This is a genomic window from Desulfomonilaceae bacterium, from assembly GCA_041662605.1.
GTDB lineage: Bacteria > Desulfobacterota > Desulfomonilia > Desulfomonilales > Desulfomonilaceae > CAJBEZ01.
In genome coordinates, this window is record JBAZSD010000019.1 from 23,552 (window position 1) to 46,795 (window position 23,244).

The 23,244-nt window shown below is 46.3% G+C and carries 23 protein-coding genes; 8 read left to right on the top strand and 15 right to left on the bottom strand.

The features are described 5' to 3' along the window. Positions 1-5: 5 nt before the first annotated feature. Positions 6-416 (bottom strand): MerR family DNA-binding transcriptional regulator, encoded by a 411-nt coding sequence (locus tag WC647_14170; protein ID MFA6223452.1) that lies wholly within the window; start codon positions 414-416, stop codon positions 6-8. Positions 417-655: 239 nt separating this feature from the next. Here WC647_14170 and WC647_14175 point away from each other — a divergent pair, with 239 nt between their 5' ends. The 3 genes from WC647_14175 to WC647_14185 all read left to right on the top strand — a co-directional run bounded on the left by WC647_14175 (position 656) and on the right by WC647_14185 (position 4,339). Then, positions 656-1,732 (top strand): TAXI family TRAP transporter solute-binding subunit, encoded by a 1,077-nt coding sequence (locus WC647_14175; protein ID MFA6223453.1) that lies wholly within the window; start codon positions 656-658, stop codon positions 1,730-1,732. 23 nt (positions 1,733-1,755) lie between these two features. Then, a complete protein-coding gene (locus WC647_14180) occupies positions 1,756-2,940 on the top strand; it encodes an acetyl-CoA C-acetyltransferase (GenBank protein ID MFA6223454.1) in 1,185 nt (394 codons plus the stop codon). Between the two features lie 238 nt (positions 2,941-3,178). Continuing rightward, positions 3,179-4,339 (top strand): FtsX-like permease family protein, encoded by a 1,161-nt coding sequence (locus tag WC647_14185; protein ID MFA6223455.1) that lies wholly within the window; start codon positions 3,179-3,181, stop codon positions 4,337-4,339. Between the two features lie 12 nt (positions 4,340-4,351). Here the strand turns inward: WC647_14185 and WC647_14190 are convergent, their stop codons facing one another. Further along, positions 4,352-4,831, bottom strand: coding sequence for a tetratricopeptide repeat protein (locus WC647_14190; protein ID MFA6223456.1), 480 nt, complete (start codon positions 4,829-4,831; stop codon positions 4,352-4,354). Positions 4,832-5,415: 584 nt separating this feature from the next. Between WC647_14190 and WC647_14195 the strand changes: the two genes are divergently transcribed. The 3 genes from WC647_14195 to WC647_14205 are packed head-to-tail and all read left to right on the top strand — an operon-like array spanning position 5,416 to position 8,814. After that, a complete protein-coding gene (locus WC647_14195; protein ID MFA6223457.1) occupies positions 5,416-6,732 on the top strand; it encodes a hypothetical protein in 1,317 nt (438 codons plus the stop codon). A 23-nt stretch (positions 6,733-6,755) separates the two neighbouring features. Further along, positions 6,756-7,760, top strand: coding sequence for a carbohydrate kinase family protein (locus tag WC647_14200; protein MFA6223458.1), 1,005 nt, complete (start codon positions 6,756-6,758; stop codon positions 7,758-7,760). Between the two features lie 52 nt (positions 7,761-7,812). Then, entirely contained in the window at positions 7,813-8,814 is a 1,002-nt protein-coding gene (locus WC647_14205; GenBank protein MFA6223459.1) for a hypothetical protein, read from the top strand. 13 nt (positions 8,815-8,827) lie between these two features. Here WC647_14205 and WC647_14210 read toward each other — a convergent pair whose 3' ends face one another. From WC647_14210 to WC647_14220, 3 genes are all read right to left on the bottom strand, one after another. Further along, the gene (locus WC647_14210; protein MFA6223460.1) at positions 8,828-10,162 is read right to left on the bottom strand and encodes a methyltransferase; all 1,335 of its coding nucleotides are present in this window, start codon (positions 10,160-10,162) and stop codon (positions 8,828-8,830) included. A 95-nt stretch (positions 10,163-10,257) separates the two neighbouring features. Next, positions 10,258-10,458: a 30S ribosomal protein S21 gene (gene rpsU, locus WC647_14215; GenBank protein ID MFA6223461.1), complete on the bottom strand. Its 201-nt coding sequence runs from the start codon at positions 10,456-10,458 to the stop codon at positions 10,258-10,260. A 386-nt stretch (positions 10,459-10,844) separates the two neighbouring features. Beyond that, complete coding sequence (locus tag WC647_14220; protein MFA6223462.1) at positions 10,845-11,597, bottom strand: hypothetical protein; 753 nt, start codon at positions 11,595-11,597, stop codon at positions 10,845-10,847. 111 nt (positions 11,598-11,708) lie between these two features. Between WC647_14220 and WC647_14225 the strand changes: the two genes are divergently transcribed. After that, positions 11,709-13,298, top strand: a complete 1,590-nt coding sequence (locus tag WC647_14225) for a hypothetical protein (protein ID MFA6223463.1) — start codon at positions 11,709-11,711, stop codon at positions 13,296-13,298. 106 nt (positions 13,299-13,404) lie between these two features. Then, positions 13,405-14,463, top strand: coding sequence for a bifunctional oligoribonuclease/PAP phosphatase NrnA (locus WC647_14230; protein MFA6223464.1), 1,059 nt, complete (start codon positions 13,405-13,407; stop codon positions 14,461-14,463). Positions 14,464-14,494: 31 nt separating this feature from the next. Here WC647_14230 and WC647_14235 read toward each other — a convergent pair whose 3' ends face one another. The 10 genes from WC647_14235 to nrfD form a co-directional block, all read right to left on the bottom strand. Beyond that, positions 14,495-15,463 (bottom strand): 2-hydroxyacid dehydrogenase, encoded by a 969-nt coding sequence (locus WC647_14235; protein MFA6223465.1) that lies wholly within the window; start codon positions 15,461-15,463, stop codon positions 14,495-14,497. Positions 15,464-15,510: 47 nt separating this feature from the next. After that, on the bottom strand, positions 15,511-15,945 hold the full coding sequence (locus WC647_14240) for a hypothetical protein (protein MFA6223466.1): 435 nt from the start codon (positions 15,943-15,945) through the stop codon (positions 15,511-15,513). Positions 15,946-16,049: 104 nt separating this feature from the next. Further along, entirely contained in the window at positions 16,050-17,216 is a 1,167-nt protein-coding gene (gene dxr / locus WC647_14245; GenBank protein MFA6223467.1) for a 1-deoxy-D-xylulose-5-phosphate reductoisomerase, read from the bottom strand. Next, a complete protein-coding gene (locus tag WC647_14250) occupies positions 17,216-18,025 on the bottom strand; it encodes a CDP-archaeol synthase (GenBank protein ID MFA6223468.1) in 810 nt (269 codons plus the stop codon). The genes dxr and WC647_14250 overlap by 1 nt, the downstream gene beginning before the upstream one ends. A gap of 18 nt (positions 18,026-18,043) precedes the next feature. Beyond that, on the bottom strand, positions 18,044-18,784 hold the full coding sequence (locus tag WC647_14255) for an isoprenyl transferase (protein MFA6223469.1): 741 nt from the start codon (positions 18,782-18,784) through the stop codon (positions 18,044-18,046). 99 nt (positions 18,785-18,883) lie between these two features. Then, positions 18,884-19,441, bottom strand: a complete 558-nt coding sequence (frr, locus tag WC647_14260; GenBank protein MFA6223470.1) for a ribosome recycling factor — start codon at positions 19,439-19,441, stop codon at positions 18,884-18,886. Positions 19,442-19,486: 45 nt separating this feature from the next. Beyond that, on the bottom strand, positions 19,487-20,200 hold the full coding sequence (pyrH, locus tag WC647_14265; GenBank protein MFA6223471.1) for a UMP kinase: 714 nt from the start codon (positions 20,198-20,200) through the stop codon (positions 19,487-19,489). An 11-nt stretch (positions 20,201-20,211) separates the two neighbouring features. Beyond that, positions 20,212-20,811, bottom strand: a complete 600-nt coding sequence (tsf, locus tag WC647_14270; protein ID MFA6223472.1) for a translation elongation factor Ts — start codon at positions 20,809-20,811, stop codon at positions 20,212-20,214. A 240-nt stretch (positions 20,812-21,051) separates the two neighbouring features. Then, positions 21,052-21,900: a 30S ribosomal protein S2 gene (gene rpsB, locus WC647_14275; protein MFA6223473.1), complete on the bottom strand. Its 849-nt coding sequence runs from the start codon at positions 21,898-21,900 to the stop codon at positions 21,052-21,054. A gap of 183 nt (positions 21,901-22,083) precedes the next feature. After that, positions 22,084-23,238 (bottom strand): NrfD/PsrC family molybdoenzyme membrane anchor subunit, encoded by a 1,155-nt coding sequence (gene nrfD / locus WC647_14280; protein ID MFA6223474.1) that lies wholly within the window; start codon positions 23,236-23,238, stop codon positions 22,084-22,086. Positions 23,239-23,244 lie beyond the last annotated feature (6 nt).

The following is a 23,244-nucleotide window of genomic DNA, read 5'->3' on the forward strand; positions in this document are numbered from 1 at the left end:
AGCGTTCACCCTTCCTTTTCGCTGAGTTCTCGTAATCTTTGGACGAGCTTCTTTTTCACGCTGAGGATGTCCTGTTCCAATAACTCAAGATCCTTGATCCGGCTCCCAATCTCCCGAAGTTTTATCTCCCCATATTTCAGGGACCGTTCAATCTGGGTTATTTCATCTATGTTCGTGTCGGTCATACCAATCATTTCGGCTATTTCCTCCAGTGAATAGCCGAATCTCTTACCGCGCACAATTAACTTTAATCGCGCTCGATCGCGTTTGTCATAAATGCGTTGGTTGCCACGGGTTCGTTTTGGGGAAATCAAACCCTTTTCTTCATAGAAACGAATAGATCGCGGGCTAATTTCAAATTCAGAGGCGAGTTCGGAAATGGAATAGGTTGTATTTTTGCTTTCTGTTTTTTTCATGACAATGATTTTTAATATCACCTTAACGTCAACGTTAAATATTCTCTAAGAAGGCGCCTACTGTCAACAAATTTCTCTTTTTATCGCGATCAATGAGGACCATCATTCGTACAAGACTCTAATCCGGTCTTTAATGGAAAATCCGTCTTTCCAAAGTGATGTTTTTAACTTAGAATTGGGAAGAATCTCGAAAGATGGCGATGCTCGGTTAACGCCCTGTTTAGGATCGCTCAATTCAATTGCCATTCGCTTTCGATAGACATTTTTGGTTTTCTGAGGCTACCCTGAAAAAGTCTTATTCACTACTGATATCCCTGCTTCTTTCGTGCGTGAGTCTGATGACGGTCTCTACTCACGGATGCCTTGCAGCCGACGTTCCAACCGCCGGCGCTAGAATTTCATTATTGATGGGAACAGGAATGCCTGGTGGATCGTATCATCATCTCGGGCTTGCCATGGCTTCCCTATGGACTACAAAGCTGAAAAATGTCGGCATTCGAGTTTCCGCGGCAATATCGGAAGGCGCCAGAGAAAACATAGAAGCTATAAGAATTCAAGACGCAGACTTGATTTTGGCCGACGACCTATCCTCCATGATGGCGTGCAAGGGTTCTGGATCCTACAAGGGAAAAGCTGTTCTAGAGCTTCGAAGTATCGCTAATTTATGGTCTGAGGCAGTTCATTTGCTGATCAGGGCCGACAAAAAAAAGACATCGGGCCTTGAGGACCTCGAAGGGTTAACAGTAGCGACCGGTTTGCCGGAAAGCGGTAACAGGTTTACCACGGAACTGCTGTTGCGAAACTTGAAGAAACAGACAATCAAGCTTAAATTCATGAACAACATTTCCGCAATCGAAGGATTACGAACAGGCGCTGTGCAGGCGGCTGACTTCACGTCCGCCGTTCCATCTGCGCTTGTGACCAATCTTCTGCAACCGGACCCTGAACTGTTCAATTTTATCGAGATCACAGACATGGACATAAAGGCCGCAAGGGACAACGGTTGGGTAACATGTTTTCGATATGTCATTCCTCCGGATGTGTACCCCGGACAGGAAAAACAGATAAATACGATTGGCCAAAATACCATCCTTGCCACATCATCATCTTTGGACCCAGAGGTTATTTACGATTTGGTCAGGAGCCTGTTCGAAAACATCGAACAGCTTGCCAAGTTCCACCCTGCGTTTAAAAGTGTTTCTTTGGAAAACGCCCTTTCAGGACTGGCAGTTCCTTTACATCCTGGGGCAATTCGCTATTACAGACAAAAAAAGATTCATATCCCGGAATCGTTGCTTCCGCCGGATGCTGAATAGTTAACTTTTCGGAGGACAATTGTATGAAAGAAGTTGTTATTGTGGACGCGATCCGAACCCCTGTCGGATCTTTCGGGGGCGCAATCAAAGGTGTTCCCGCCGTTGAACTTGGAACCATCGTGGTCAAGGAGATCATCAAGAGGAACAATCTGGATCCTGCCATAGTCGACGAGCTAATTTTTGGATGTGTGCTGCAGGCCGGACAAGGCCAAAACGTAGCGCGACAGATAGTTATTAAATCAGGTTTACCGATAGAAGTTCCGGCCATGACGATCAACAAGGTTTGCGCTTCAGGTCTTAGATCGGTTTCACTGGCTTCCCAGGTGATCAAGGCCGGGGACGCTGAAGTCATTATGGCCGGTGGAACAGAAAACATGTCAGCGGCGCCGTACGCTTTAGGCGCCGCTCGATGGGGCGCAAGAATGAACAATAGCCCATTGGTTGATTTGATGATCCACGACGGCCTATGGGAGATATTCAACAATTACCACATGGGCATGACCGCTGAAAACGTAGCGGAGCAATTCAACATTTCCAGGGAACAACAGGATGATTTAGGGCTAAGAAGCCAGAACCTGGCGGAACAAGCTATTAAGGAAGGGCGTTTTAAAGACGAAATAGTTCCGGTTGTTATACCTCAAAAGAAGGGTGACCCAAAAATTTTTGATACAGATGAACACCCGAGGCTTGGAACAACCAAGGAAGGCCTGAGCAAGTTGAAACCAGCGTTCAAGAAAGACGGATCGGTAACAGCGGGAAACGCCTCAGGAATTAACGATGGAGCGGCCGCTATATTGGTAATGTCGAAGGATCGCGCCGAGAAAGAAGGTTTCAAGCCTATCGCGAGGGTTGTGGCTTACGCTTCAGCCGGGGTCGACCCCAAAATTATGGGTACCGGCCCAATTCCGTCTACACGCAAAGCCCTTGCCAAGGCTGGACTTAAAATTGAAGACATCGACATTATAGAGGCTAACGAAGCCTTTGCGGCTCAGGCGCTCGCAGTGGCGAAAGACCTCAATTTTGATATGAGCAAAGTAAATCTGAGTGGCGGGGCTATAGCGTTAGGTCATCCGATTGGAGCTTCCGGAGCCAGGATATTGACCACGTTGCTGTATCAGCTTAAGAAAAGGCCTGACGCCAAGTTAGGGCTCGCTACACTGTGTGTGGGTGGTGGCATGGGCCATGCTATGATAGTTGAAAAATTGTAGGAATTCTTGTCGGTACAGAGTTCCTTGGGTGTTTACGCATTGGGTGGTTCGGAGTCTAGCTATGTTTCTCGCCGCGGACGATGGGACCACCTAATGATTTTCCATAGACTTCAGACAGGCTATTTGGGTACTCAGGGATCACAAATTACAACAACTGAAACAATCATGCTGACTATGCGGGCTCATCCCATCGAGAAACCTGCCATCGGAGCGACTGTTTAGACGGAGGCGCGCCGAATTGGCGATCCCTATTTATTACAGTATACGGAATCTCTATAATCGTAAAATCACTACCCTGTTAACAGCGGGCGGGATGGCGCTTGTAACTTTTGTTTTTTCGGCGGTCATGATGCTCGCTTCCGGCTTGGAACAAACTCTTGTTGACACCGGATCCCCTGAAAATGTCATTGTCCTCAGGGGAGGGGCGGAAACGGAAGTTTCAAGCTCCATAGAGCGCGCACAGGCAGACGTAGTGACATCCCAGCCAGAGGTTATTTATGATTCACGAGGTGATCCTGTGGCAGCGAAAGAAACACTGGTACTCGTGACCTTGCCCAAGAGGGGAACCGGAAATCCCACAAATGTTGTGGTCCGTGGAACTGGAACGCATTCCATGGAGCTTAGGTCCCAGATAAAGATTGTTTCTGGACGAGTCCCAAATCCCGGAACTCATGAAGTGATGGTCGGACAAAACATTGCCAATAGTATCAAGAGCGCTGCGCTGGGAGACAACCTCAAATTTGCGATGGTAGGCTGGAAGGTTGTGGGAATCTTCAACGCAGGAAATACGGCGTTTGACAGTGAAGTTTGGGCTGAGGCCGACCAGCTCATGGCGGCTTTCCGACGTAATAGTTACTCAGCGGTGATCATGAAGGTTCCAGGGCAAGGAAACTTTATGAAACTGAAAAAGCGGATCGAGAGTGATCCCAGGCTTAGCGCGCAGGTAAAACGTGAGATAGCGTTTTATAAAGAACAGTCGGAAATGATGTCCAAATTTATAAAACTACTTGGCTTCGCTATGACCCTCTTCTTCAGTTTGGGAGCTATTTTAGGGGCCATGGTCACAATGTACGCTGCGGTAGCCAACAGGACACGTGAAATTGGAACTCTTCGGGCCATAGGATTTAGTCGGGTAAATATTTTGCTGGCTTTTCTCTCTGAGTCACTATTTTTGGGATTCTTGGGTGGCCTTATTGGAATTCTTTCCAGCTCAGGACTCCAGTTTTTCACCATTTCGACCTTGAATTGGGAAACCTTTTCGGAGATAGCGTTCAGTTTCAGACTTACACCTGAGATAACCGTAAAAAGTATTTCTTTCGCTATCGCTATGGGGTTGCTTGGTGGCTTTGCGCCGGCCTGGCGAGCCGCAGGACTAAAGATTGTAGACGCTCTTAGATAAAATAGTGGATTCTTATCTAGGGACCCTATTACTCTGGTCCACTCTAGCGTTTGTGGCCTTCTTCTTGACCTCAGAAATTTTCCATTGAATTACTGATCGCCATTTCGGATCACGAACTAAAGGCAAAGCGCGATTGTAGATCTCAACCGCCCTGGAATATTGGTTTTTTGCTTCATATAAGGTACCCAAGTATTCCATGGCAAGATAATAATCCGGTCTAAGCTTTAAGGCTGTTTCATAATCCCGAATTGCGTCGTCAGGTTTGTCCAGCATTTGGAAAGCAGACGCCCTTTGTACGTAAACTACTGGGTTGTCCGGGTTTAGATGGATTGACTTGTTGAAGAAATCAATCGCCACATCCCATTCTCTTTTCATTGACGCGACGTATCCATCCCGGAAATAATCCTGAGCGTTTGAACACCAACCATCTTGCGGCATAATTAAGAGACATATATATACGATCGAAACAGCGTATAGTTTCCGGAAGCGCATTTCCGATCCCCTTCGTAGATGTTGAAGATAAGAGCGCGGAATAACATAGCGCAATTTAATGTTGCCTATAATACCATGAAATTGTTGGAATAACAATTCCTAACAGTTCCTAAGAGCTGCAATCCTCGCTTCAACTAACCACATTAAAACGATTCCAACCTGACGGCAAAACTTTAGACAGCAATATTTGTTGCGGGAAGCAAAGTCTGAGGGTTGTTGTCAAGGCCCTGTAAACCGCGCTTAGCCAAGAAAACCACAAATGACACCTACTTCTCCACATAATCTAGACCAACCTGTGCCATGTCTGGTCATATACCAGGTATTCCACGACCTATATATAAAGAATTGCTAGAGTAACTCGGGAGCTTGTCTGAGTTGATTTCTAAAGGTATTTGTTGACAGTGCCCCTATAATTTGAAAGAACCTGAACTATCACAAGTTCATCGTCGAACGGGTTTTTCAACAAATTGCACAACCAGCCCAGACTAGTCCGTTTTTTTTTATGGTTCATCGGCTACGGATTTCCGATTGTTTCATCTTGGGCAGGTTTTTTCATCCTATACAACAATTTTAACAACGGATTTGTGAATCTATTCATTATCGTATGCGCCAATCTGGCAATCTTTGTGGGTTCCAAAAGAATTTTTCAGAATGATACACTCACCACTCGGCTTAGATTAGGCTCTGTGATGGTGATCACCGTGGTAATTTCAATTCTTCTATTAGAGACAGCTTTTCCGTTTCTATTGCCCCAGGATTATTCCCAAGTATCGGACTTCACAAAAACTAACTCGATTAGAGACGATTTTAAAGATTTCCAGCCCGACATGGTTTTTGACTATTCCAGGGATAAACAGGGAAACACTAAACAGGTTAAAGACATTCTTAACGAGAAACTGACGTGGCATAAACCAGGTGGGACATTTGTCTATTTTGGATACGATCCTAACCGAAAAACAAGATATTTAAACCGTATAAGGTGGAACAAGACCGGCTATTTTGACCACGAATACCCCATAAGCAAACCCTCAAAGGTTTATAGAGTGGTCTTGATCGGTGACTCTTATGTTGAATCTGTGCAGGCGCCTCTCGAATCGACCTTTCACAAGCTCACGGAATCAGCTCTCAATGAATTGGAAACAGGAACCAACTTTAGAAAATATCAGTTGATAGCATTGGGAAATTCTGGCTTCGGCCAGAAATCCAACTTTGACGTTCTCAGAACTCAAGGGATGAAATACGAGCCAAATTTAGTAATCATGGCTCTTTGTGGAAACGATTTTTGTGATGATGACCCCGAATTAAAGGGGGAACTAGTCGCAGCCGGAGGAAGTGTCACTCCCGTCGTGAGGCAACTAGCTCATCACGGCTTTTTTGCCTTGGCTTTCATGAAAAAACGTATCGAAGATATCGCCAGAAACAGAATAAAAATGTCGCCGGAATTATTACAGTGGTCAGGAACAGAACTCCCAGTGGTTGAGAATGCGTGGTCTAGAACCATGAATTATGTGAAGACTTCGAGAGATTATTGTGAGTCTCGTGGCGCGGTATTTGTTTTAATGTATGTAGGTTCAGAAATTGAGGTGCGTTACGCTTTGGACCCGGAAGGAACACTGGCGGCGCTTAGAGCGATGGGCGGGCCGCATGAAACAATGACCTGGGATATATCCAGATCAGTCAACCGCGTACAGAAATATTGTAATCAATTCCACATTAATTTCGCCAACTTGGTGGGACCTCTAGCTAGAGCCCAAAAGGCGACGGGGAAAAATGTTTTCGCTGATCATTATTCTTTCTTCGGACAGGAAGTCGTGGCAGCTTCTTTGACATGCTTCATGAAAGAATACACCATGCTAGGAAAGACCATGGACCAATCATTAAGCGACTGTTTTGGTAATTGATTTTTTTGATGAGGTTTTGGCCTTTGAATTTTCACTGTGTTGGGTTTGGTTCAATCAATATTGACGAATTTTGGGAAGCGCCCTCAGAATTCTTCCAACTCATAGGAATTTCCCCAGGGGAGGAAATAGTCAGGGAGGTCGAGTGGTTCAATCGGTATTATCCCATATTGGAGCGACTTGGAACCTTGAAAGCGGTTGGGCCAGGCGGCTCTGCGGCAAACACTATCGCCGCTCTCAATCGAATGGGCTTTACTACTGGTTTTTTTGGCGCGGTCGGCGCCGATTTTCATGATAAAATTGATCTTGAGGAACTGGGGTTGAAGGATCACTTACACATCAAACATTCGGATTGTCCATCCGGCAGGTGCCTGGCGCTTATTGATCCCATTGACAGTTCCAGGGACAGGGCCCTAGTCATCACCCCAAACGCAAACGATTCTGTGACTGCTTCCTTGTTGGACAGGAACTATTTCATCGATACGGATTGGGTTCATCTAACATCGTTTGTTTCCTCAGGCCCTCTTGACGCCCAGAGAATTCTTTCGGAGAATCTCTCCGAAAGGAATCAACTTAGTTTTGACCCAGGGGTCATCTATTGCCGCCTCGGGATAGAGCCTCTCAAGTTGATTCTGGCTCGAAGCCAGGTCCTATTCGTGACTTACGAAGAGTTATTCATGTTGACTGGCTTGAATAGAGTTGAAGAATCGATGTCGAGATTATTGTCAATCGGAGTTCAAACAATTGTCCTGAAAATGGGACCAAAAGGGATTAGAGCAGTCCAATCGAACGACGATTGGTTTCAGGAGGCGGTTCCACCAATTCGGGTAATTGACAGAACGGGGGCGGGAGACGTCGTAGCCGCGGGTTTTTTAGCCGGCATGATCTTGTCTTTGCCCATTTCCGAATGCCTGGAATTAGCTGCTCAATCAGCCTCAAAAAGCCTTGAGTCTTATGGACGAGAAGCTTACCCTGATCGCAAATACCTCGGAAATTTCTTGGCAAATAGAAATAGGAGCTTTTGTTCTTAAAGGTCTCCCGAATGAATTGCCGTCGCTCGAATCCCACATCCAGGAGTTTAAGATGACACAAAGGCCACGAAGAATTTTTATTACCGATTGTGAAGGGCCTATAACAAAAAATGATAACGCGGCGGAACTGGCTGAAGCTTTCATCCCTGAAGGGACAACGTTTTTCCGGAAGATAAGTCTTTATGATGATTATTTGGCGGAAATAGCCCGTAAAGAGGGCTATAAGGCTGGTGATACCCTGAAACTTATTCTGCCCTTTCTCAAAGCCTTTGGCGTTGATGACAGAAGTATGCGGAAATTCTCACGCCGAAACATTGAGATGATTCCTTTCGCAGACAGGGCGCTCGAGAAGATTCACGCAATGGCGCCAAGCTACATTGTGAGCACTAGCTATACCCCATACGTTGAGGGAGTCTGCGATGTAATTGGGTTTCCGATGCAATATACCTTTTCAACCGATGTTAGCCTTGATGAGTTTCATCTCCCCACTTCCGAAAAAACAGCGATCAAAGAAGCGCACAGAAAAATCCTGGATTTGCCTGACCTGAGTCTTCCTCAAGAGGCTAAAACACCGGAAGATTTATCTGAGGACGATTTGGAAGTGGTAAAAAAGCTTGATAGTTTTTTTTTGAAAGAAGCCACAAACCTCAGCATTTATAGTCTCGTGGAATCGGTTAACCCCGTTGGAGGCCATGAAAAGGCCGAAGCAGTCCGTTTTATCGTGGAGAGCGAGGATTCGAGCGTTGAGAACGTCGTCTATGTAGGAGATAGTATAACAGATGTTGAGGCTTTTCGATTGGTAAAAGCCGGAGGCGGCCTTGCCGTTTCATTCAATGGCAATCATTGGGCAGTAAAAGAGTCGATGTTAGCCATCACCGCCGCCAATGCCCTTCCCATCGAATGGGTAGCTACAACATTCATTTCGAGCGGATTGGCCGGTTTGGAATACCTGATGATTCGGCAGGTGACAGATCTGAATGTCGAGGAAATATCCGCTTACAGTTCTCAAATCAGAAAAAGAGTGAGGACTGAAAAAATTGGCGCCCTTGGATAAAACCATCGCCGGCTCAATAGATGTAAGGAAAAAATTTCCAAGTCCGACTCTTGTATTCCTGGTAGTCTGGATAACGTACCTGTAGGCCCCCCTCCTCTTTCCAGGCTTTTAGCGCATAAAGAGCTGTCATGGTCACCCAAAGAGGAAAACACCACCTGCTTCCCCAATAGATTACGTAACCTAGAAAAGCGAATATAACCGCTGTGTACATAGGATGCCTAACTCGAGAATAAATTCCTGATTTAATCAAGGTTCCACTGCGACGAGGCGCTGCAAATACTCTGAAATTTCTTCCCAGTTCCCTATACGCCAGATAAGCGGCAAAAAAACCACCAATACCCAGTATTGCCCCGATCCACCTTTGAGGATCCGAAACGTCACGGACCATATACCACTTTTCGATAGGGGCCAACACCAACATGAGAAACTCTGTGATCACATACCCGACTGATATGGCTTTATAGTCTTTGCCCCTACCGCTAGTGTCTCGACTCGATCGTGTCAAGCCAAAGGGACCCTGTCGGGTTGTTCCCCTACTTAGCAACATGTAGTAGAGCAATCCCCAGTGCAAGTTATACACCGTCTCAAAGCCCATGCGTCGTAACATCACAGTAACCAATGGTGATCTGTGCCCTGAAAAGCACATTACCAAAACAGGGCGATCTTTAGGATGACCTGACGCCGCGTCATAAAGCCCGAGCCCCCACGGATAATTTTCCGCTCCATTTAATCTGTTCCATTGGAACTCAGCCCTGGTTCTTACATCTACAATCCATGTATCTTGAGGCAATTTATGAGCTTTCCAGGGTGACAAAGGCTTGGCGCCGGCTGACATGGTGATCACTTCAGCTCCAAGGATGAGCCCTAGAAGTCGAAAAATGATTCCAGACTTTTGAGCATGCGTCGGATTAGGCGGATCAACCTCTGAATCGAGATGATGCAATATAAGATATGTTTGCGCTATGAATACAGTGAACAGGGCTACCCAAATCACCCAAACCAACCATGAACTGGTCAACATGGTCACAGTAAAAGTCAGTAGCAAAATCGCTGATGTGAGGGGGTGTAAGAGAAGTTCTCCGTGCACCTGGGACAAAACGTCAACGTTTCTACCGGAAAAAGGCACGTAAATCAAATAGGTTACAAGCTCAAGAACTGAGACTAGAAACAACAGAATTCCCAGCAATCCGGAAAAAACAGCAGCACCAAATCCTAATGTTCCCAAGCGGCTGAAGGAAAAATCCCCTTGATACCATGCCGATACCACCCAGCACAGCGCCAGGGAATAAAAAATACCGACCAAAGGACGCCGAATTTCGTATTTTTCAATAAGTTTGAGTAGATTCAAGACTTCCGTATATGATCACAAAAGGAAGAAACGGCCTGAATCAATTTTGATTCAGGCCTTATATTTTCTTGGGACTGCAGAAATGGTCCCTTTCACTACCTTGTTCGCATTCTTCTGAGTTTCTTTAGAAGTCGCTTTCTAGCCGCCATAGCTTTTCTTTTCTTCTTCACGCTGGGCTTTTCGTATGCGCGACGTTTTTTGGTCTCGGTCAGGACGCCAGATTTCTGGACCTGTTTCTTAAATCTTCTCAAAGCATTTTCAAAGGGTTCGTCTTCCTTAACATAAACTCCCGGCATTCTAAGAAGCTCCTTTCGTTCAATAAAAAACACTACAGACGAATCTAAGACTATCAAATCATGCTGGGACCTTCAGGAACAATGTGATTACTATATCCCAACATCAGTTTAGACGTCTATGAACGTTTTGAGTTGTAAAACGTGCCTACTTGTTCACCAGAGATGGAGGACAAGCGTGGAAACTTTATCTATGAATTTTAATATTGATGGATATTATGGATGGAAGTATCAAATCCCTTCGTTTCAGTGAAGCCACGCTAATCAGCCGATACTTTGGCTCACCTATATGGTGTTTCGGAGAGAACTCCATGGGGAATAATCACTATAATCCCAAATATTAAACAACTAGCTCCGGGAGGTCAAGAGAAAAATTCCCGCTCCAACAGCTACTTCCTGAAACTCATAAGAGCTACCTGCTCCTGTGCCAGTCTGTCCTGAAACGAAACCGGATCGGCAAGATAATCCCGAATTATCTCCCATTCCGCCGGATTCAAAATTCCTTTCAGAAGATCCAGACCCATGCTCTTGAAAGGTATAAGACTCACGATACTGAACCCTGCCGATTCAGCGGCTTGAGTCGCCCCCTGTTCACGGTCTATGAGCACCAGAGCTTTCCTGCAAGATACGTCCTTCAAGCCTCGCGTCCTTATCTCATGCTTGATTTGTTCAAAGGCTACCAGTTTACTATCAAACCTTGTGACAAGGTCATCTACCAAAGCTAGGGTGTCCCCCTCGTGGATCTCTCCTTCCACGAGAGTATGTTCACCATATTGCGTTATGGTCTCCCTAAAATCTTCTACAGATTTGACCCCTTCAATCTTTCGTGTAAAACCTCCCGGCATCTTTCCGGCAAGGCTCATACCAGCCACTATGGGAACCCCCGCCATGGCTATGCCAATGAACCGTTTAACCTCAGGAGCCTCGTACATAGCCATTTTAGCCATGGCTCCACAGACTTCTGCAAAGACTTCAGGATAAGAAATTAATGGACGAAGCTGTATGTAAAGAGGACTGTAAAGGCCGGATATAAGCGTCCATCCATCCGGTTTATCCCTGTAAAACGTTCTGATCATCCGGTTCTCATACAACAGGCCCAGGATCCTTCGGGCTATTTCCGGTTTCTCTTCAATCCATGACATGGCGGCCTCCGTATCCAGGCTTAAGATTCCTCAAGTTGACTAGTTACATACAATATATTATTTTTGAAGCGCTAAGAATAGCAAGACAGATTGAATTTTAAGGAACTTTTTATGCTGCAAGGCAAAGACGTACTAGTTGTTGGAGCCCGAGAAGGGGGCTATGGGTCATCTATTGGTAGGGCCATGACCCGTGCCGGCGCTAGAGTTTTCGGGACTTCGCTGGATCCGGAAAACCCCAAGGAGCGAGCCTTTTTTCAGAGCGCGGGAATTACGCTCCTTCCAATCCCTCTAAGGTTTGACAGCGACCGCCGAAATTCAGTGTTGAAATCTTTGGGACAAATTCAGGATGCGCTTCGCTCGGAGGGTGTTGAGAGACTGGAGGCCGTCGTTCACACAGTGGCTGGTGGTTTCCCAAGACAACCCTCGGTAATGAAAGCCGTTGGTCAGATATTGAAAGGCCAGGAGACATTTAACCGTATGGCGACCGCTGTCAAGCGTAATGTCTATTACGTCAACGCTGGTTCTTTCACGGACCTGGTAGATGGACTAGGAGCTTTGTTGGGAGCCGATACACATTTGACGGCGCTTACATATAGAGGTGACTTGCCCTATTTCATAACTGAAACCAAGGCTTATCTTGAGAGGCTTTCCGAGCGGATGGCGCGTGAAGGGAAACGTACTCTGGTAGCGGCTCTGCCTGAAGCATGGACCCAATCGTCACAGTTTTTCACGGGAATTGAACTTGCCGTCATATACCATTATTTGACTGAGCTGAAGCCCATTGATTCGTTTGATACTGACATTGAACCTTCTTTCCGATCAATGGAAAAATCATTGTCTTCAGTGGACAATGCTGAGGAGCTTATGAAATGGATTGACGCCAGGCTTCACGCCCGGTGGAGATCCATCGTAGAAACAGCCAATGTTCTTGATCTTAACGAGTTCGTGACCGGGTTATTTGCCGAAATGAGAGCCGATGGATCCTTTGCAATATTGAGAAGGGCGGTTGAGATCATTTCAGACTTTGTCAGGGAAGCTTCTGGAACAATTTTCGTTAAAAAATTCCTCGTTTCCGGCGCCTACTCCGCCGGTGATGTGAGGCAGGTAAAGTATAGGGATTTGAGTGGAAAAACTGACATAGGATTGGCGTCCACAAGACCGCCCAAAATTCCCAAAACATCCTGTGACACGAAATGGCTGAAGTTTGAGAAGTCGGAAATCGCCAAGACTCTCAATATGTACGGCCCTAATTTCTTGTTTCTGGACAGGGTAATAATGGAAGACGGGGAACTTCGTGAGGGCATGCTCGGTTTTGCTCGCTACACTGTGCCTACTCCCGAGCAAAACCCCTTAATGAAAGAGCATTTTGTAAACATGCCGGTTTTTGGTGGACATCTTCAGATGGAGGCGGTCGCGCAATTTGCCGCTTTCATGGTCTTACGACTGCTGAAAACGCCACGGGTGTTCCCAATCCTCACGGGGACAGCATTTCCCGACCTGAATACGATGGCCCCTCCTGGAGAGACTCTAACCATAGTAGGACGAATTAGCATGCGTGACAAACGGGACTTGGTTCTGGAGGCCTTTATTGAAAACAGGTTTGCCCGCACTTATGGAACGATAAAAGGTATGGTTTTAAATGAAAGGCTTGTCAAAAAAATGCTTGCTTCTTTTGACTCAGGGGGATCAGATACTGACTGATCAGTTGACATTCTAGTCCGGTATTTCTCGCATGCTTCAACTGCGATTGAACTGATCAAGCGTTTAGACCTGGATTCTTTCAGGCAGCTTAAAGTGGAAAGAGACAATGACTGCGCAACGGTGGGATATCACTCAATCCCAGGCCAAGCTTGCTGAACTGGCTTCCCTCCTTGAAGGACTGAATCAGAGGAGGTTCCTTATTCTCTCTCACAACAACCCTGATCCAGATACGCTAGCCGGCGCTTTTGGGTTTTCTTACCTTCTTCAGAAAAAATTCAACATCAAATGCGTCATGGGCTATGGCGGTGTTTTGACCAGGTCGGAAAACAAGGCTATGGTCACTAGGTTGAGGATTCCAACGACCAGACTGCGTTTGCAAGATTTGTCCCCATACCGAACAATAGCGCTGATCGACGGGCAGCCTTTGACAGGTAACAATCTGATGGTGACGAGATCACATCTTCCTTTAATAGTTGTAGATCATCACCCGTTACGAAAGCAGTCACTGAAATCCAAATTCCACGATGTCCGCCCTGATTATGGTTCTACATCGTCAATAATTGCCGAATACCTCATGGCGGCAGAGTTGACACCATCCCGAGCAGTAGCAACCGCATTATTGTACGGCATAAAAACTGACACAAATTCGCTGATAAGAAGCTGTTGCAAGGCTGACCATTTCGCTTTTAATTATCTTTCCACACTCTCGAATCCTAGAGTCCTAGGTGCGATAGAGAAGCCCCCTCTCCCCATAAATTACTTCCGTGATTTTCAGAAAGGACTTTCGAATACGCTAGTTTTCCGAGACGTCGCCTGTTCTTTAATAGGAAGGGTCAAAACGGACTCCATCATTCCGGAACTTGCGGATTTGTTGTTAAGAATCGAAGGAGTGACATGGTCTTTGTGCATGGGTGAGTTTGAAGAAATGATGCTTATATCGTTGAGGTCAAAAGCCAGAACACAGCAAGCCGGAGCAGTGTTAGGAAAACTTGTGGGGAAAACCGGATCCGCCGGGGGTCACAGGGAAATGGCTGGAGGCCAAATTCCGTTGGTTAACTTGAGCGATCAACAAAAAAGCCAATTGCCATCCAAATTAATCATGAAATTCCTCAAATTGCTAAAAAGGGAAAATGCAAATCCAAAGCCCTTGGTCCGAAGCGACTAAGATTGACCTTATATGGAAATTCGCCAGAAAATCAATTGTTTGTGGAAACCGCGTCGAGATTTACACAATAATTCGGAGTTTCATTTCGAGACAACCTAATTATATTCTCCCTGACCTGCTCCCCAATCGCCACGTAATTCTGTCTCGTCACACCAGCGACATGGGGAGTCGCTAGTACATTGCTCATGCCAAGAAGAGGATGATGTGGATCGACCGGTTCCGTGGCAAAAACATCCAATCCCGCCCCTGCTATTGAGCCGTCTCTAAGGGCGGAGATCAAATCCTCCTCGTTTATTACCGGTCCACGAGATACGTTGATTACAAAAGCGGAGTTCTTCATTGTTTCGAAGAGTTTTCTGTCAAAAAGATTACGCGTCGCATCGGTGAGAATTACGGTCGACACGACAAAATCGGATTCCGCCGCCATCTCTAAAATGTCCGTTGGCTTACCAGCCCTTCTGATTCCGATTTCTTTTTCCAGTTCTGTGTCAGGTGTTTTTCTTGACACATCTACAACCATTCCCAATGGAATTAAACGACGTGCCAGCGCTCGACCTACCTTGCCTAAACCAACTATTAGCGCTGTTTTCCCGAACAGCGCTTCCCCCATAGGGGAACCGCAGACTCCTTTTTTCAGAGAGTCAAAACACTGATTAATCTTTCGAGAAACTCCCATCATGAGAAAAACGGCGTGTTCCGCCGTCGATTCAGCATTCGGAGTAACGTCACCCGGAACATTGCAGACAAGTATGCCCATTTCTGAAGCCGCTCCAACATCAACGCCCTCAAGTCCAACACCCCACTGCTGCACCAGCTTCACAGTCCCGCTGTCCATTACTGACCGTTCTACTCTTGTCATAAGGGGTATCAGCACGTTAGCGTCCCTGCTTTCTTTCGGTAAGTCTTCATCTGGACAACTCATGACTTTATGCTCAGGCAGTAATTTTGACAAAAGCTGAACTGATTCAGCAAAGGTAGTCCCACAAAACAAAATTTTCATACCCTTCCTCTCATTCGTCGTAATCCGGCTGAATTAATGCGTCCCTGTTAATACCGCCCTATCTCCGTGTAAGTAAAACCTGGGCTTCCATCTATAGGACAAACATTTGCGTCGAGGTAGGCTGTGATTGGAAATAACGGACAAGTGTTTCCTGGAACTAGAAACCTGGGAAGTTCCATCCCGAGTAATTCAGATCTTCCATTTCCATATCTCTTTGCCAAAAGAGGTTCTCCTGAGGAAGGCGCTCCCGGATCTATCGGGATTTTAATGTTCCGGATCTGACGATTCCTTTCACAGACAACTATAATACTTTGAATGTTGTGAGCCTGGTCAACTCCATCAGCGCCCTGAATAAGGCGTCCCCTGTAACCGCAATTGACACATGAGAGTTCCAAAACAGCAACCTCAGATTGGACGCTCATTGGAAACAGGAAAAGGGACACCATCACGACAACCGGAAGAAAGCGACTTCGATTAACCATCTCTGTTTACCGTTCCCACCTTTTAAGAAATTGTTGCGCTGAGTGGTTTTTTTATATGTCTTGAGGATAGAAATCAATAGGCTGTTTTAAAAAACAGATCGCCATCAAATCGGTCTGTCCCACTTTGTATGGACTGTCTTTTTTACTTCATCATGAAATTGCTCTATGTCGTCGAGCGAAACCAGACTCGAACAGGGAATCGAATCCAAGGCGTCGAGACAAATCCTGGCTATTGATGAAAAGGGTATACGGCCTCTCAGAAACAATTCGACAGCCACTTCATCAGCAGCGTTCAATATCACAGGACTTACGGTCTCATTGTATAACAGGGAGTCATATGCCGCCTTGAGTAGAGGAAACTTCTCCATGTCGGGTTTCTCGAATGTAAAAGCCTCGATCTTTGTAAAATCGAGAGGCATGGTTCCAGAGCAAATTCGACGCGGAAAACCCAGAGCATAACTAATAGGGACCTTCATGTCGGTTGCCCCGATTTGAGCTAATATCGAACCATCCGTGAATTCCACCATTGAATGCACCAGACTTTGTGGATGAATCACAACCTCAATCTTTTCGGGTCGAACATCGAAAAGCCAACGGGTTTCTATAACCTCCAGGCCCTTGTTCATAAGTGTGGCGCTATCCACTGTGACCTTGGGGCCCATTTTCCACCGGGGATGGTTCAAGGTTTCTTCTTTCGTGACATTGAGCATGTCTTCCGGCGTTTTTCGCAGAAACGGCCCTCCAGACGCAGTGAGCAATATTCTTTGGACTTTGTGATCCGTATACCCCTGGAGGCACTGAAAAATAGCTGACTCCTCGGAATCCACCGGCGTTAGTGAAATATTGGAATCCCGAACCTGTTCCATGAAAATTCCGCCGGCCATAACCAAAACTTCTTTTGTAGCCAAGGCTAAATCCTTGCCGGCAGAAACGGTCTTGAATGCGGGACGCAAGCCCACACTACCAGGAAGGGCCCCTACAACCAGATCAGCGGCGTCAAAGGTAGCCGCGGCGCTGAGTCCCTCATGACCAAAAAGCATTTCAGTCGATTCGGACAGGTCTTTTACACGATCACGAAGTTTGTTTAGAACCTTTTCGTTGGGAACAGATATCAGGCAGGGGCGGAATTCCCGAACCTGAGACTCTATTAGGTCTACGTTTGAACCGGTAGCCAGGGCTACAATTTCTAGAGAATCAGGATTGCATCGAACTACATCGAGAGCTTGAACCCCAATTGACCCGGTTGATCCAAGAATCGAAATTCGTTTCATCAGAAGATCCCATAACCCGAGAAAATCATGAAGTAGAAGACTATAGGAATCGACGGGATGAGACTGTCCGCCCGATCCAAAACCCCACCATGTCCCGGTATTATTGAACCAAAATCTTTGATTTCAAGCCTTCTCTTCAATGCTGAAGCGCAAAGATCACCCACTGGAGCTACCACCGCAAGCAGTATAGTCAACTCTAGTAAAGCTCCTAGGGGTGGGAATGATGGGACAATGATTTTCATCAATATCATACCGGCCAAACTTCCAACGAAACCACCTATTAACCCCTCAACAGTTTTGGAAGGGCTTACATGAGCGGACAAACGGCGCCTACCGAAGTGTTTTCCCCCGAAATAAGCGCCGGCGTCTCCGAGACACACTACGACAAGCGCAAATATGATCCACAAATAACCGGCGTCGGCTCGTCCGATAAGAATGGCATGGGCTAGAGGGATGGTTACGTAAGCGCTGGCGAATATCATCTGTGAAACCGATTCAATGGTGTTTTCAATGACATTGTACGAAAAAAGATGAATCGCGAGGATTAAGAGAGGACAAAAAACCACTACACTAGCAATAGCCGTTATGGGAACAACACAAAAAAGCAGCAGAATTATGATCGTGAGAACCATGAGTAGCGATTTGGCAAAGATTCCTCTTAGGCCCGAAAGTTTTGAAGCAAGTTCCCAAACAGCAACTAAAGCGAAAGCAGCGACAAGGATTGAAATCCCAGTTGATCCGCCCCATATAAGGGTCGGCAGTATTATCGCCGCCAGCACGGCGGCCGCAAGTATCCTTACACCGAGCATTTGCGTTCCTTGTTAAACTTATCGAATCTGTTCGGAGATTTTCCCAAAACGTCGTTGCCTCGAGCGAAACGCTTCTATAGCTTCCCAGAAAGCTGCTTCATCGAAATCCGGCCACAATAGATCCGTAAAATAAAGTTCTGAATACGCGGCCTGCCAAAGCAGAAAATTGCTGATACGAATTTCTCCGCCAGTACGTATCAGAAGGTCAGGATCCGGCACGTCGGCAGTATCCAGAAAAGACTCAAAAACTTTATCATCTATGTCCTTATCTTTCAGCGCTCCTGAACGGACGGACTCACTCATCTTGATTGCGGCAGCCACTATCTCCTGCCGCCCCCCATAAGACAAAGCCACGGTAAGGACCATTGTTTTGTTATTCGCGGTTCTTTCAATGGCCGAGTTTATCTTCTCCCTGACTACCGTTGGCAATCTATCCATCTGACCTATTATATTGAATCTTATGTCATTTTTGTGAATTTCATTTAGTTCAGAGTCAATGAACTGTGACAACAGCCGCATCAAACCTGACACTTCCGTTTCCGGTCTTTGCCAGTTTTCAGTAGAAAAAGCGTATAGAGTCAGGAATTTCACACCATTGCGTCTACAAAACTCCACAGCGCGTCGCACCGATTTGGCGCCCTGCCTGTGCCCCTCTAAACGCGGCATGAATCGCCGTTTTGCCCAACGACCGTTGCCATCCATTATGATGGCCACATGAGTGGGAACACCTTTTGAAGACGGGTCGGAATTAGAGTTCAATTGGGCGCTCTTAGATCAGCCGAGTGGTTTTGGTAGTAAACAAATTGGCGCTAAATCATGGACCACAAACTGAAAAAATCCAATCATCTTAATTGAAACTTATATCTCCATAATTTCCGATTCCTTTTCAGCAGCGACAGAATCCACCTTATCTATGAATTCATCCGTAGCCTTTTGGACTCGTTCTTGCGCCTTGTGCAGATCATCTTCCGAAATTTCCTTATCCTTTTTCAGATCCTTGAGCAATTCATTGGCGTCACGTCTGTGATTTCGGATCTGAACCTTAAATTCCTCAGCCAGCTTCTTGACCAATTTCACCAGCTCTTTCCTTCTTTGAGACGTTAAAGGTGGCAAAACAACTCTGATCACTTTCCCGTCATTCATAGGATTCAGCCCTAGATCCGACTTCAAGATAGCCTTTTCGATATCTGAGACAGCCTGGGAATCCCACGGCTGTATGGCTATCTGACGAGGTTCCGGAATTGACAGTGTGGCTAGCTGGTTCAGGGGAGTAGGTGTCCCGTAATAATTTGGTGTGATTCCTTCCATCAACGCGAGCGACGCTCTTCCAGTTCTTATACGTTTTAGATCTTTCTTTAGAGCGTCAATTGATTTGTCCATCGCAAGCTTCGTTTCATTGAGCAAATCTTCTAACATATTTGGGTCAGCCTCTCCTCTCTGATTAAGTTAACGTTAAGGAAATCAGGGTGTTATGACAGTCCCGATTTTCTCCCCTCTCAGAGCTCTCTTGATATTTCCCCGAACATGCAGGTTCAAAACGATTGTAGGGATAGAACGTCTTCCCAATATTTCAACACTCGCGGCGTCAATTACTTTCAGCTTTTTCTGCAAGACCTCTTCCGACGATATGGATTCAAATCGACAAGCGTCAGGGTATTTTCGGGGATCTTTATCGTAAACGCCATCAACCTGAGTCGCCTTAATCATGACGTCGGCATCCATCTGAACCGCTCTAAGAGCCGCCGCTGAATCGGTTGTAAAACAGGGATTGCCAGTGCCCCCAGAGAAAATCACAATTTCCCGGTTTTCGAAACACTTCTTCAGGGCTTCTCTGGAATAAGCTTCAACGAATTGACCGACATTGAAAGAGGACATGACCGAAGTGTCTCGACCCAAGGATCTAATTGCGGATCTTAGAGCCAGGGCATTGATCACAGTAGCGATCATTCCCATCTCATCCCCTACTAGGGGTTCAGCGCCTACCGAATCAGCGTCAATGCCACGAATGATATTTCCACCGCCGACGACTATTCCAATTTGGCGGTCGTCAGCGGCGCATGAAACTATCTCCTGAGCAATCCAGGATATTTTGGATCCATCAAAACCAAAGCCCTTTTCTCCGGCCAACGCCTCACCGGATATTTTCAGCAGAGCTCGGCCATAACTGGGTACCACAGTTATCTCCTTTAGTCAGACTGACCCAACTGAAACCTTGAAAATCTTCCCACGGTAATATTTTCTCCTAGCTGAGCCATTTTCTCCTTGATCATATCCTGAACGGTTTTCTTATCATCCTTTACAAACGGCTGATCAAGCAGACACGTGTCGGAGAAGAATTTCTTTAGTTTGCCTTCCGCGATTTTCTCTAGCATCTTTTCGGGTTTGCCGGCGTCTCGTGCCTGAACCATATAGATCTCTTTTTCCTTGGCCAAAATGTCTTCCGGCACATCCGTGGATGAAATCCATCTGGGAGCGCTAGCAGCGATCTGCATGCTCAGATCCTTAAGTAATTCTGCGAACTGCTCAGTTTTTGCGACGAAGTCACTCTCGCAATTCAACTCCAACAAAACGCCGATTTTACCGTTCATATGTATATATGAACCAATTTTACCTTCCGAAGTAGCTCTTCCTTCCCTTTTAGCAGCCTTAAGAGCCCCTTTCTTACGAAGATAATCAATGGCCTCTTCCATATTGCCGGATGTCTCAATCAAGGCCTTCTTGCAATCCATTAGTCCCAATCCGGTCTTTTCTCTCAGTTCCTTTACTTGACTTGCTGATATGTCCATCGGATCGCCTCCTCTTTGTCGAATGGTCTAATCAAGTGGCCCCAAGCCTCAGGTGAATCAGTCTTTAACTCCGTTATAAATGGCTACGCTCACCTAGGACCGTGGCATCCACGCCATCATCGATAATCGAAAGTTCTCGCCTCAATTCTTTCGGGCGGTCGGCAACCGCAGAACAGCGAGGTATATGGCCAGTCGATGACATGCGAAAATGGGGCCAGATCGAATTTTGCGCTAACTGAACTAAATCGTTTCTTTTTCGGATTCCTCATCCTCCGGGGAATCGTCAACGCTCTCTTCTAATACCACGTCTTTCTTATCAATATCACTGGATATTTCATCAGATTCTTCATCTTTCATCACAACAGGAATATCGCCAAGACCACCGTCTTCTTTCAGCGACGCCTCGTAGATCGCTCGCCCTTCGATGGAGGCGTCTGCGATTTTTGCCGCAAACAGCCGGATGGCTCTTATGGCGTCGTCATTGCCGGGGATCACATAATCTATTTCATCAGGATCACAGTTCGAATCAACTATGGCAACAATGGGGATTCCAAGCTTGCGGGCCTCTTTGACCGCAATATTTTCTTTCTTGGGGTCCACCACGAAAACAACTCCCGGGAGACGTTTCATGTCGCGGATACCGGACAGGTTCTTGTTGAGTTTCTCGTACTGTTTGGAGATGTTGACCAATTCCTTTTTTGTAAAATTAGTCTCTTCAGGCTTGTCGAGAATGACGCCCAACTGATTGAGGCGTTCGATGCTCTGTTTGATGGTGGAAAAGTTGGTGAGCATGCCACCTAACCATCTTTGGTTCACATAGAATTGGCCACATCTGGAGGCCTCTTCGAGGACAGCGTCCTGAGCCTGCTTTTTTGTCCCGACAAATAATACTCCCACTCCTGAGGCGGCTGCGTCCTGGACGAACTGGTAAGCTTTCTTGAAAAGGCGCACCGTTTTCTGTAGGTCAATAATATAGATGCCGTTTCGAGCGCCAAAGATGTACTGTTTCATTTTCGGATTCCATCGTCTGGTTTGATGTCCGAAATGAACGCCGGCTTCCAACAGTTGTTTCATTGTGACTAGAGACAATTAAAGAACTCCTTTTCGGGTTAATTCTTCCATCCCCAGTACACGAATCAACGCGACCCGATCTAGGGGGATGTGCAAGTTAATCTATTATTATTAACATTTCTTTTTCAGAAAGCAATAAAAAAGGCGATCCTATAGAGAATCGCCTTTCCCGATCAAAGAATTTTCTTCGGTATTTAAGCTTTACGCCGATTCAAGTTTAACACTCAGGGCAACCTTGTAGAGCACTGACAGAATCAGGAATCCAAGGGCCCAAACTCCAATTACGATACCGATCTCAGGAAGTGTGGGATGATATTCAGTCACCGTTTCCAAAGGAGAAGGGATATAACCTGTAAGAACCAATGTGATACCCTTTTCGATCCATAATGAGAAGAAAACCGCAGCGCATCCGACCGCCAAGGTTCCCGGGCTATTCCTGGTCTTCGGATTAATTAAAAGAATCAGCGAAATTGCCGCTAATATGGTCGAGGCCCACATCCACGGAACCAAGCCATCGTGGCCGTGCAGACCCACAAACAAGTAGTTAAAATGATACATATGTTCTGGAATTTGACTGTAGTAAACCGTGAAAAGCTCACACAGCACAAAGAACACGCTGATGATCATGGCGTACGTCACTATTTTGGATAAAGCCTGAATGGCCTCCCAACCTGCGTCAAACCTCGCGTATTTCCTGAGAAACAAACATATAAGTATCAAGAGGGCTGGACCTGCAGCGAACGCAGACGCCAGAAATCGCGGGGCCATGATGGCGCTCAACCAAAAGCCACGCCCAGGAAGGCCAGCGTAAAGGAACGCCGTAACCGTGTGAATACTAACGGCCCATGGTATTGACAGATAGATAAACGGTTTGATCCACTTCGGAGGTGGACAGGATTTGGCTTCCGATTCCAACACTGTCCAGCCGACAAAGATGTTTAAGAACAGATATCCGTTTAACACCACCATGTCCCAGAAGAGCACTGAATTAGGCGTGGGGTACAACAGGACGTTGAATGCTCTGTCAGGGCGCCCGAGGTCTACCACAATAAATGACAGACACATCGTAACGGCGGCCACGGCCAGGAATTCACCCAGGATAGTGATTTTCCCGAATACCTTGTAATTGTGAAGGTAGTATGGGAGCACCAGCATAACAGCCGAAGCGGCCACGCCGACAAGGAACGTGAATTGTCCTATGTACAGTCCCCAGGAAACATCACGGCTCATCCCGGTGATTCCCAAACCATAGCTGAGCTGCATCAGGTAAAACCTGAAGCCCATTCCGAACAGGATCAGAAGAAAACCTATCCACGCAAAATAGCTCTTATTACCTCTTAAAGCCTTTTCAAGCATGGTTAC